Raw genomic sequence first — 11,823 nt, forward strand, 5'->3', positions numbered from 1 at the left:
TAAATTCCTCCTAAAGTTTTCTCAAAAATAATCATAAAAATTTTGTTTTCCGTTTGGAATCAAAGGCGAAGTAATTTCTTTCGTCGTCATTACTTTCCCTAGAAAAATTCCTTCTGACAATGTCAGATCACCTAATAGTAATTCGCTCCAACCATGAATCGATGCTTTGATTGCTCCTGCTTGGTTTACTTTTTTACAAGTCCCTTGGCTGATAAGCCAGCTTCCAACATTCCACGGACATTCTCTATCTTCAGCTACCTCTAAAATAATTTCATTTTGGATAATTGGCATTTTAGAAAATAATTGCTCAATATCAATAATTCGACTCATCATATAAGGTTTAATAGTAATTGAAATAACTGATTGTTCAGAAAAACACCGCTCAATGCATTCGTGCATCGGTGCATGATAAAGAAAATCCTTAAATGATGACACATGGGCTTTTAAATAAGTCAATAACTTGCGTAAGCCAAAAACCTCTTCATAAGCGAGCTCGTCTACTAATAAAGTTTCTCCTTGCATTCGGTAAATAAGATAACCGCATGCTTGATCTTTTTCATCGTATGCCACAGCGTAAAAACGCTGTGCGTAATAGCTATCTAAACGATCCCACCACCAATCTTCACGAATCACTGTACCAACTTGCTGTTGTTTTAGTAATCGTTGGTAGATCGATTGAATAACCGGTTTCATTTGATGCCAAGATCCACGTACGATTCGGCCTTTTTTCTCACTTGATAAAAACGTAAAGGCTGCTGCTGGTATCTCGTAGATTTTTTGTTTACTGGTTACTTCATAGCCAAATTGTCGATAGAATGCTTCGGAAAAAGGCGCTAATTGTGAAACTGCAACTTCTTGTTGATGCAAATCAGCTAAAAGTTCTGACATGATCGTACTGATTCCGCCTTTTCCGCGATATTCAGGATAACTTGCTACATAACCAATGCCCGCCATTTTTGCGGTTTGATCAAATACTTGAATCTCAAAATGATTAGCCATCACTAAATTTGTCAGTTGTCTATCTTGATAAACACCATAGCAGTCTGCATGAGCATACCGAGACAAAAAAAGTGAATCATCAATGATCGGCTGTTGCTTTTGAAATGCGTACTCAATCAAATTCGTGATATTTTCTAATGTTTCATGATCGCGAACTAACTTCACGAAATCACTTCCTATTCATTCCCTAAGCGTTCATAAATTTCTACCACTTCAGTTGCTAAATCTTTAAATGTAATACTAGTCATTAAATGATCTTGGCTGTGAACTGCTAGCAATGTGACATTCATTGGATTGCCGCTCGCTTCTTCAGTTAATAGACCCGTTTGTGAATGGTGGGCTTCAACTAATGCTTGATCAGCAGCTTCCAGCTTTTCTTTTGCTAATACAAAGTCTCCTGCTTTAGCCGCTTGAATCGCTTCCATTGCATCGCTTTTGGCATTTCCAGCATTGATGATCAACCCCATCACTGCTTCTAGTTGTTCTTGCGTCATCGTATCACTCATTTGTCGATCTCCTTATCCGTTTATTTCATTAGATTAAGGGCTGTATTCAAAACAGCTTCGCCGTTCATCATGCCATAATCTTTCATATCGATTACATCTACTGGAATACCTTTTGGTTCTAATTTAGTTTCAAATTGATTTTTCATGAAACGAACTTGAGGACCTAATAATAGAACATCCACTGGTTTATCCGTATCTTCTAATTTAGTATCTGCTTCTGAAGCTGATACTGCAAAAATATCTGATTCTAATCCTTGTGCTTCCGCAGCTTTTTCCATTTTAGTTACTAATAAACTTGTACTCATACCTGCTGCACAAACTAACATAATTCTTTTCATAACGAACACTCCTTAATATTTTATTGTTCACTTTATATAAAGCAATTGCCGTGCCAATTTTAACGTTGCACAGAAAGCGTTATGATAAGGTTTTCAAAATACACACAAAAAAACTTGGATTACACACTGTGTAATCCAAGTTTTACGCGATTGTCCACTAACGTTTTAACAATGTACGCAATATCGTCTTCTGTAAAGCGTACACCAAATTGATTTTCGATCAACGTCAATTTAGACGCGACTTGATTGAAAAAGAGAATATTTTCTTGATGGAAACATTTTACATCATCAAAGAGTGGCCGATCTTCTTCTTTTTTTATTTTATCGACTAAAAAGGCGATGTGGATACTCAACGCTTGCATCGCAGTATTTTCAATAATCAATTCATTGTCTCGCCGAATAAATTTTAGGACATCCTCGATCATCAAAAATAATGTTTTGACGTCTAGCTCGGGCGTAAAATTCTTTGTCAATGAATCGACCATTTCTGGCAGTGTGATCGTACTGCCGATCAAATCTTGAAACTCTAAAATCTTATTACGTTTAAATAGATCCATCGCAGGGATAAAAGGAATCTTTTGATAATGGATTTCCATCGTCCCGATGATCGCTACGATATCTTTATGCGTCACTAACTGGTCGATCCGATGCTTGAAGCTTTCTCGTTCTAACGACTGCATTTGAATCACTTCGTATTCATCCAAATTAACGATTTGCGAAACAACTTCATTCAATCGTTTAGAAACTCCTTCACCAGTAAAGCAAGCAACGATGATCACTTTTTTCTTATCTTTCTTAACTGGCTCCTCGAGTCGGACCATCGTTTGGAACATTGTCATCACACTAGTATAAATTTCTTCTAATGATCGGCCTAACGTAGCCAATCGCAAACTTTCCAAGACCAACATCGTACTAGCCATCGAGATCACGCGTGTTCGAATCCCCATTTCATGAAAAATCAAGTTCCCAAAATTATTAGGAGAACCCATATCCGTCATCAAAATGATTCCCTCGCTGAATTCTTCTCGTTGTTGTTGAATATAATTTTTGATTTGACTATACATGGTCTCCGTTCCGACTGTCAGGGGCATATTAAAAGCAAAACCTTTAGTAGTTCCTAATAATTCTTGGACGGTTTCCAACATACTAGAAGCGGTTGATTTACCATGCATCACCACTAAAATCGCAACTTGCCGTTCATCGATTTTTTGTTTCTCATGGTTATCCATTGTTAAAAACATCGTAATAAAGCCAATCTCATCCAATGGAATCATAATATTATAGGACTCTTCGATCCGATTTGAAAATTCGATCGCGATTTGAAATTCTTTTGAATAATTGCGGCGGATATCATTTAGATTTGGATGTGAAATAAATTGATTCCCCCGGATACGCTCGATTGTCGAATTGATATGCAAAGCAAAAGCAAAACGAACTTTTTCATCGTACTCGCGTTTCATTCGCTTCGCCGCAAAATCATAAAGTTCATTGACTAGCTTCCAAAGATCATCTGAAATGATCTCGCGATAGGCATTCGTATGCGACAATTCTTCCACATAATTTTCAAAATATTGGTCCACGTCATCAGAGATCAATTCTTCTAGATCGATTTCTGATAAGTTTTCCCGTCCTAGTTTTTCAAGTTTATACGTGATTGAATGATAAACTTCCATATCTTTATTTGGGTCTTGACCCCAAACCACTTCCTCCGTCCCTGGCTTTAAGGTCAAATAAAGGTTTCGTTTATCCATAAAAGGCAGCATCGCATCTTGTACATCATTCATTCGCAAAAGGCCCTTTTGAACCACTAATGGCAAGTCTTCCTCAATGATCATCAGCTTTTCTGAATCATTGCTCGTTTGATGGTGCAGAAAAGCTTTGGCACAAACCAGCTTTAAATCACGTTTTAGTTGACCAATATTTCCTTCAGCTTGATACAGTAAAAAAGCTAAGAGACTACGTTTGTCGATCGCGATTTCTTGCATCAACCGATTGGCTTCTTGTTGTAAAAACTCCTTGATGATCGCTAATCGTTCATCCAATGAACGCTCTGCCAAGGATGGCAATTCTATTTGCATCGGAATCCTTCGATTGAATGTCGACAAGAATGTCGAACTCGTTTCGGTGGTCGCTCCGATGATTTGGACCGAGGCCTGTTTTTCTTTTCCATCACCTAAAGAACGAAAAGTACCCTTATCAATAAAAGTAAATAACATTTCTTGACCTTCAGGCGGTAAACGATGGATCTCATCTAGAAACAAAATACCACCATCAGCTTTTTCCATCAGTCCTTCGCGGTTTTCTTCTGCACCAGTAAAGGCACCACGCTTTACACCAAATATATGACCATAAAGTAATTGAGGGTTTTGCGCATAATCTGCACAGTTAAAGGTGATAAAAGGTGCGGTCTCAGCTAAAACGTTTGCTGAAACAGCAAAACGATACATGCATTCTGCAAACATTGTTTTTCCGGTTCCCGTTTCACCAAAAATAATGGTGTGTAATCCCCGCGGCGGGTATAAAATTGCTGCTTTTGATTTTTGAATTTGACTTTTCAGTGATTCTTCACGTCCGATCAAATTATCAAAATTAATATGTGTTTCAGCTGTTACACTGGCAATTTGGAATTTAACTGGACGGCCATCGATTTTTTTTACGCGACCTTCTTTCGTTAATTCATTCAGGTAACGGCTAATGTTCGTACGGTCAACATTCATCTGATCTGCTAATGTTTGTGCTGTTTGTTCGTTCGGATTTGACTTTAAAATTTCTAGCACTTCATCTTTTCTTGACTTCACTACAATCCCTCCCGAAAGATACATAAACCGTTTTCATTGTACCTTTTTTTAATTTATATTTCTATAGCTTAGTTGCTTAGCGAAAAGGCTGTAGTAATATTTTCTAATATTTCCGCAATTTCTTTTTTAGAGACATCACAAGTTAGATAGTGTTCCAATAGCCCCATTAACCCGTGCGTAAAAAAGATAGCCGTCAATTCTGGTACATCAACTAATTGCTGGCTTAAATATTCCAATTGTACATGCGCAAAAAAACCTTGTTTATCCGCCTTGAACAATTTACTTAATCGTTCTCTATGGTGATCCACATACTCAAAGGTTCGCTCAATCTTTTGTTGATTATTGTTTCCTCCATTTGCTTCACAATAATGGATCAATTCATCCATTTCATGTCGAATACTTTTTTCCAACAAATCGTCTTTATCAATAAAATGCAGGTAGAACGTTCCTCTATTAATATCTGTTAGTTGGCAAATTTGACTAACTGAAATCTCCTCATATGCTTTTTTTTGTAGCAACTGATAAAAAGTATCAGTAATACCTTGTTGTGTTTTTCTTTTACGCCGATCCATAATGAAACTCCATTCAATTTTTAACTTCTGTCTATTTATCAACACTTTTGTTTTTCTGTTGATTGAATAGCATACTATATTATTTTAGTATAGTGTACACAAGTTGATTAATCAACAGCTGTTGATTAATTATAAGGAGTGAAAGAATGAAGGTTTTAATTTATGGTGCTGGTATCCAAGGAAGCTTTTTGGCACATTCGCTCAATAAAGGAGCGAATCACGTCACACTTTTAGCGAGAGGAAATAGAAAAGATACACTGATCGATAACGGACTAGTATTGAATCATAGCTTGCAACGAAAACAAACCAATGATCAGTTAGAAGTTATTGATACACTTAAAGCCGCTGATCGTTACGACATTATTTTTGTGACGATGAAGTATAGTGACTTCCCACAAGTTATCGACTCTTTGGCGAATAATAATAGTCCGCTGATCGTATTCGTCGGGAATCAATTGGATGCAGCCGCTCTAGAAAAAATAGTGCAAGAAAAAAGTCGCGTCAAAAAAACAATCCTCTTTGGCTTTCAAATGACTGGCGGAACGAATAACTCTAATGGCACTACTGTGTTGCGCTTTGGAAAAGGAAAAATGAAGATTGGGTCAATCAAAACACGGTTCACGGTGCAACCATTATTGGATCAACTTTTTAAACATACAAATTACGCTTGGGAGTATGAAGTACAGATGGATGATTGGCTAAAAAGTCATGCCGTGATGATCATGATCCAAAATTCTTTTGACTATGTCTACGACTCTTCAAATAAAACCAAAAATCCAAGACGCTTGGAGCTTTTAACTCAAGCTTTAAAAGATGGGAACGCTGTATTAGAAATGGCTAACATCGACATTCTGCCTAAGAAACAAAAGATATTGTTCTCTCATCCAAAATTCACTAGAGGTCTATTCACCATTTACTACGGTCTTCCTATTAGTCAAATGGTTCAAGGAGATTTTAAAGAGGTCTATCATTTGATTGATACATTTATGCACTATTCATTGGAAAAACAGCCTGTACTTAAAGCCTTGTTAAATCAGGCAAAAGAAAAATATGAAGCTTCTATATAATATTTCATTATTATATAGAAGCAAACACCCCCTCCAAACAGACATGTTGGGAGGGGGTTAAGATTATTGCTGATTTTCCATTGCAGCTTTTAAGGCTGCTGCCAATGGACTTTCTTGTGGTTCTTCTTGGTCATTGACTTTTTTTAATAAACGACGTTCTTCATGTTTTGACATTTTTTTTGAACGCTCTTTTTTATCTAACATTTTTTCTGTCGTTCCGTCATATTTACAACGGAAATATGAGCCGTTTTTCCCATCAATGATTTCCATTTTACGGTGACATTGAGGACAACGGTGATTCGAAACTTTCGGATCTTTACGACGACGATAACTACATTCAGAATTCGTACAAATATAGATTTTTCCATCGCGTGTATTTTTTTCTCTTAATGGCTCGCCACATTCAGGACATTTTTTCGCTGTGATCGAGAAATCTTGATACTTCTTATCGCTATGTTTCACTTCGCTAACTAATTTTTTCGTATCGGCTTCGATCTCTTGTAAAAATTGTTTGCTGCTATACTTACCAGCCGCAATTGCTTCTAGTTGTTTTTCCCATTTTTCCGTTAACTCAGGTGTTACTAATGAGGGATTGACCAATTCTAATAACTGCTTGCCCTTTGGTGAAACCAGTAATCCTGTCGTTGTTCGTTCCATCAACTCTGATTTGATTAGTTTTTCAATGATTTCAGCACGCGTAGCAGGCGTACCTAAACTATGTTTTTCCATCTGAGCCAAAAGAGTTCCTTCATTCAACGGTTTTGGCGGAGTCGTTAACGCTTTTTCAATTGTAAAAGCTGGTACGATTTTCATACCTTCTGTCCATTGAGTGGATTTTTTAGCTTCTTCAACCATTTTCCAACCAGCCACTAAAACTTTATTTTGACGGAAAGTAAATGTTTCTTTTTGGAACGTGACAGTTACTTTTTGTTGGCTTTCTTTATGCGCGTCTGCAAATAATCCTAGGAAACGAGTCACGATCATATTATAGATACGTTGTTCGTCAGAGGATAATTTTTCAAATCTTGGACGTTGTTCTGTGGGGATCAACGCATGATGGTCAGTTACTTTGTTGTCTTGGAAGACACGTGTCTGTTTGACTTGTCCGCCATTTTTTATATAGGTTTTTACTTCTGGTGCAAAATCACTGATTGCTTGCAAACGTTCCTTCATCGTAGCTTTCATATCATTTGTTAAATATTTACTGTCCGTTCGAGGATACGTCACGATTTTATGTGTTTCGTAAAGACTTTGGACAAGCGACAATGTTTTTTTGGCAGAAAATTGATACCGTGCATTCGCTTCACGTTGAATCTCTGTTAGATCATACGGTAACGGCGCTGGCTCTGTTTTTTCTTTTGTCACTATTTCTGTGACAGTCCCTTTTTGTTGCGATAACGCTTGAACAAGTTTTTCGGCAGCTTCTCTTTCAGCAATACTATACGGATTTTTTTGATTTAGTTTCGCTTTTTGGCCTTCCGCTTCAAGCGAGATCACAAAATAGCTTTGTGGACGGAATGATTCGATTTTCTTTTCTTGCTGACGAACCATAGCTAACGTCGGTGTTTGGACGCGTCCCGCTGATAGACTTTCTTCATATTTAACTGTTAATGCCCGTGTGACATTCAATCCGACCAACCAGTCGGCTTTTGCCCGAGCCAAAGCCGAATAATAAAGATTGTCATATTCTTTAGCTGGTTTCAATTTTTTAAATCCATCATTGATCGCTTTAGTTGTTTGAGAAGAAATCCATAAGCGTTTGACCGGTTTATTAAAGCGCACGTATTCTAAGATCCAGCGCGCGACCAATTCACCTTCACGTCCAGCATCGGTAGCAATGACTGCTTCTGAAATATCGTTTCGTTTGGCAAGTTGTTGGATCGATTTTAATTGTCCGCGAGTTTTTGGTAAAGGTTTGATCCCAATCGTTTTAGGGATCATCGGCAATGTCTCCATCTGCCAACTTTGCCATTCTTTGTTAAGGTCTTCGGGCATTTTTAAACCCAATAAATGACCAAGGGCCCAAGTCACGATAACATTGGGTCCTTCAAAATAATTTTTATTTTTTTGCGTAGCGTTAAGCACCTTGCTCAAGTCTCTTGCAACACTTGGCTTTTCCGCTATAATTAGCTGTTTCATAAAGTTCCTTTCTGCTTTCAACCGGAAGTGGTTGACCATTCTTTAATAATGCGATACCCCAATATTGTTGTAAATAGTCATCACACTCTTCACACCAGCGTTCATCTTCTTCAGTCCAAAACGCGCTTAAGTAATTGTGTTTCGCATTACTATATGTATTTTTGTTTTTTAGTTCGTTCCATTGATATTCATAATAAGCAACAGCTGCTTCTAAATCATCGAAAGTCGCAGTCGTTTGAATGTCTCGTTGCCAGTCTTCGAAAAACCACCATGGTTCATTATCGCCGTACATCATAATTACTTGATACATTCTGCTACCCTTCTTTCCATCTCAATCATAGGGACGATGAAATAAAAATTCAAGGAAAATGTTTCAAAATTGCATGATTTCAAGGAAAAAAATAATTTTCTTCAAATTTTCTGAAAAAGTTGCTTTTTTCTTAATTATATCTTATCACAACGGTTGCTGATTTTACATACTGGAAAATAGCGTTATAATGTACAACGGTTTTTAAAATTGAATATTAGTGAAAGAAGGCCTTTATTATTTTGAGTAAAATCAAAAATGCATTATTTCAACCTCGTCAGACTTGGCAAAAAAATCTGATTGTTTTATGGTTTGGTACATTCATGGCGGGGATTGGTTTTAGTTTAGTGATGCCGTTCATGTCTTTATACATTGATTCGCTGGGTAATTATTCTAACCAGCAATTGAATTTTTGGAGTGGGATCACCTTTTCTTCTACTTTTCTGATCACTGCCATCGTTTCACCTCTCTGGGGGCGCTTAGCTGACCAAAAAGGTCGTAAATTAATGTTGTTGCGAGCTTCTTTAGGAATGGCGATTGTGATCAGTCTGATGGGGCTTGTAACTAACGTTTATCAATTGATCGGTTTACGTTTATTGCAAGGTGTCTTTTCTGGTTATATCAGCAACGCAACTGCTTTAGTCGCTACCGGTACGCCTCGTGAAAAAAGCGGACAAGTTTTAGGTACATTGGCAACTGGTGCTGTGACCGGAAACTTATTAGGACCCTTAGTAGGTGGCGTGATCGCTTCAATCGTTGGTTACCGTCCAACATTTTTTATCACTGGTAGTATCCTATTTTTAGTCTTCTTACTTAGTCTATTGTTTGTCCACGAAGAATTTACTCCTGTTGAAAAGAAAGATATGCTTCCTGCAAAAGAAATTTTCCAAAATTTAAAATATCCACATGTCGTTATTGGTATGTTTGTCACTACATTGATTATTCAGGCCTCTAACAATTCGATCAGCCCGATCATTAGTTTATACATTCGCCAGTTGATGCATAATCATGGAAATGTAACTTTGATCAGTGGAATCATTGCTTCGATTCCTGGTATCGCTACTTTGATCGCTGCACCGCGCTTTGGTCGTCTAGGGGATCGGATCGGTAGTGAAAAAATCTTAGGGATTGGTTTGATTTTTGCGATGCTCGTCTTCTTACCGATGTCAATCGTTACTAATGTATGGCAACTAGCCGCATTACGCTTTTTAGTCGGAATCTCAGACGCTTGTCTTTTGCCAGCTGTCCAAACGCTGATTACAAAATACTCACCACAAAATGCTGCTGGTAGAATTTTCAGTTATAATCAATCGTTCCAAGCTGCCGGAAATGTCGTCGGACCGATGATTGGTTCAAGTGTTTCTTCTATTTTTGGTTATCGCGGGGTCTTTATTTCGACCTCAGCATTGGTGTTAGTCAATTATTTACTCGTACATCGTAATACAAAAGAAATCGTCGAAAAGAAAAAACAACAAAAAATACAACAAATTCATTAATCGCAAGTCGTATCAATGGCATCTTTTCAGACAAACTCTTATACTAAATGGGTGATTCTAATGAAAGAAGTGAACAATATGTTAGACGGACAATTAAAATTTTTAGACTTTTTCCTTAACAATACGATTGAAGGAAAAGAAAATGAGGCAAAAGAAATTTTGGTCAAAAGTTTTGCTGACCAAGAAACAGATGCTTTAAGTCTTGGTGATTTCAAAAAGCTCCAAGAAAGTCTATTTCCATTAATCAAACCTGAAAAATTAAACGAAGTAAAAGTCGCAATGGCTCATTTTGCTCAAAGCCTTGCATAAGAAGAAAGCCAGTCATTCTTGACTGGTTTTTTCAAATAAAAATGAGACTCCCTAAATCAGGGAGTCTCATTTTTATTTAGATATATTGTAATTCTTTTGTTTCTTGGTAGGCATGGTCGATCAACCCGCCACCTAAACATTCCATACCATCATAAAAGACAACAGCTTGACCTGGCGTAATCGCACGAACAGGTTCATCAAAAATGACCTCGGCACGATCACCGTCTAATAGACGAACCGTTACAGGCAAGTCTTGTTGGCGATAACGGAATTTTGCGGTACATTTAAATTCTTTTGGTTTTGTTTCATTGGTAGTGAAGTGGATTTCACTAGCATCTAAACTTGTAGCATACAATGCTTCGTGATGGAATCCTTGGCCTACGTATAATGTATTCGTTGATAGATCTTTACCAACAACAAACCATGGTTCTTGTGTTTTACCACCGCCGCCAATACCTAATCCTTGACGTTGACCAATTGTATAATACATCAAACCATCATGGTCGCCTTTTTCTTCCCCATCTAAAGTAACCATTTTACCTTTTTTAGCTGGTAGGTAGTTACTCAAAAATTGTTTGAAATTCTTTTCACCGATAAAACATACACCAGTAGAATCTTTTTTCTTTGCCGTAGCTAAACCAGCACGTTCAGCAATTGCTCGAACTTCAGGTTTTTGCATCCCGCCAAGTGGGAACATTGTTTTTGCTAATTGTTCTTGTGACAATTGGCTTAAGAAATACGTTTGGTCTTTATTATTATCGACACCGCGCAGCATATGCACGACACCATTCGCATCTTTTTCAACTTGAGCATAGTGACCAGTCGCTACATAATCTGCTCCTAATTCCATGGCATAGTCTAAGAAAGCTTTGAATTTGATTTCTTTGTTACACATTACGTCAGGATTTGGTGTCCGTCCTGCCCGATATTCGGCTAAGAAATATTCAAATACACGATCCCAATATTCCTTTTCGAAGTTGACAGAATAATAAGGAATTCCGATTTGCGCAGCGACTTTCGCTACGTCCTTATAATCTTCTGTTGCGGTACAAACACCGTTTTCGTCAGTGTCGTCCCAATTTTTCATAAAAATGCCGACCACATCATAACCTTGTTCCTTTAATAACAATGCAGTTACAGATGAATCGACGCCGCCGCTCATTCCTACGACGACTCGTGTGTTGCTGTTAGACACAGTATCACCATCATTTCAAAATAGATTCCGAAAATTCTACGATTTGAAGGTCGCAACTTTTCAGTAAAACGAATTATACAACATAAATCTTAAATTT

General features: G+C 37.5%; 11 protein-coding genes. 3 read left to right on the forward strand and 8 right to left on the reverse strand.

All coding sequences use genetic code 11. From position 1 onward, the window contains the following. Positions 1-21: 21 nt before the first annotated feature. From ACKTSC_RS07270 to ACKTSC_RS07290, 5 genes are all read right to left on the reverse strand, one after another. On the reverse strand, positions 22-1,164 hold the full coding sequence (locus ACKTSC_RS07270; protein WP_407857239.1) for a GNAT family N-acetyltransferase: 1,143 nt from the start codon (positions 1,162-1,164) through the stop codon (positions 22-24). Positions 1,165-1,175: 11 nt separating this feature from the next. Further along, positions 1,176-1,505, reverse strand: coding sequence for a PTS lactose/cellobiose transporter subunit IIA (locus ACKTSC_RS07275; RefSeq protein ID WP_332580882.1), 330 nt, complete (start codon positions 1,503-1,505; stop codon positions 1,176-1,178). A 20-nt stretch (positions 1,506-1,525) separates the two neighbouring features. Continuing rightward, positions 1,526-1,843 carry a PTS sugar transporter subunit IIB gene (locus ACKTSC_RS07280; protein WP_407857240.1) on the reverse strand — a complete coding sequence of 106 codons (318 nt, stop codon included), beginning with the start codon at positions 1,841-1,843 and terminating at the stop codon, positions 1,526-1,528. A 119-nt stretch (positions 1,844-1,962) separates the two neighbouring features. Beyond that, positions 1,963-4,641: a sigma 54-interacting transcriptional regulator gene (locus ACKTSC_RS07285; RefSeq protein WP_407857241.1), complete on the reverse strand. Its 2,679-nt coding sequence runs from the start codon at positions 4,639-4,641 to the stop codon at positions 1,963-1,965. Between the two features lie 68 nt (positions 4,642-4,709). After that, positions 4,710-5,213, reverse strand: coding sequence for a TetR/AcrR family transcriptional regulator (locus ACKTSC_RS07290; protein WP_407857242.1), 504 nt, complete (start codon positions 5,211-5,213; stop codon positions 4,710-4,712). A 146-nt stretch (positions 5,214-5,359) separates the two neighbouring features. On the opposite strand from ACKTSC_RS07290, the gene ACKTSC_RS07295 reads away from it, so the two are divergent. After that, the gene (locus ACKTSC_RS07295; protein ID WP_407857243.1) at positions 5,360-6,280 is read left to right on the forward strand and encodes a ketopantoate reductase family protein; all 921 of its coding nucleotides are present in this window, start codon (positions 5,360-5,362) and stop codon (positions 6,278-6,280) included. A 63-nt stretch (positions 6,281-6,343) separates the two neighbouring features. Here ACKTSC_RS07295 and ACKTSC_RS07300 read toward each other — a convergent pair whose 3' ends face one another. Then, the gene (locus ACKTSC_RS07300; protein ID WP_407857244.1) at positions 6,344-8,419 is read right to left on the reverse strand and encodes a DNA topoisomerase III; all 2,076 of its coding nucleotides are present in this window, start codon (positions 8,417-8,419) and stop codon (positions 6,344-6,346) included. Then, complete coding sequence (locus tag ACKTSC_RS07305; protein ID WP_332580889.1) at positions 8,358-8,729, reverse strand: DUF1033 family protein; 372 nt, start codon at positions 8,727-8,729, stop codon at positions 8,358-8,360. Before ACKTSC_RS07305 ends, ACKTSC_RS07300 begins: the two co-directional genes overlap by 62 nt. Positions 8,730-8,968: 239 nt before the next feature. On the opposite strand from ACKTSC_RS07305, the gene ACKTSC_RS07310 reads away from it, so the two are divergent. Then, on the forward strand, positions 8,969-10,222 hold the full coding sequence (locus ACKTSC_RS07310) for a multidrug efflux MFS transporter (RefSeq protein WP_407855450.1): 1,254 nt from the start codon (positions 8,969-8,971) through the stop codon (positions 10,220-10,222). A gap of 60 nt (positions 10,223-10,282) precedes the next feature. Further along, the gene (locus ACKTSC_RS07315) at positions 10,283-10,531 is read left to right on the forward strand and encodes a hypothetical protein (protein WP_332580890.1); all 249 of its coding nucleotides are present in this window, start codon (positions 10,283-10,285) and stop codon (positions 10,529-10,531) included. Between the two features lie 76 nt (positions 10,532-10,607). Here the strand turns inward: ACKTSC_RS07315 and mnmA are convergent, their stop codons facing one another. Then, complete coding sequence (mnmA, locus tag ACKTSC_RS07320; protein ID WP_332580891.1) at positions 10,608-11,726, reverse strand: tRNA 2-thiouridine(34) synthase MnmA; 1,119 nt, start codon at positions 11,724-11,726, stop codon at positions 10,608-10,610. Positions 11,727-11,823: the final 97 nt, after the last annotated feature.

Source organism: Enterococcus hailinensis (assembly GCF_045862035.1).
In the GTDB taxonomy this organism is placed as follows: domain Bacteria; phylum Bacillota; class Bacilli; order Lactobacillales; family Enterococcaceae; genus Enterococcus_A; species Enterococcus_A hailinensis.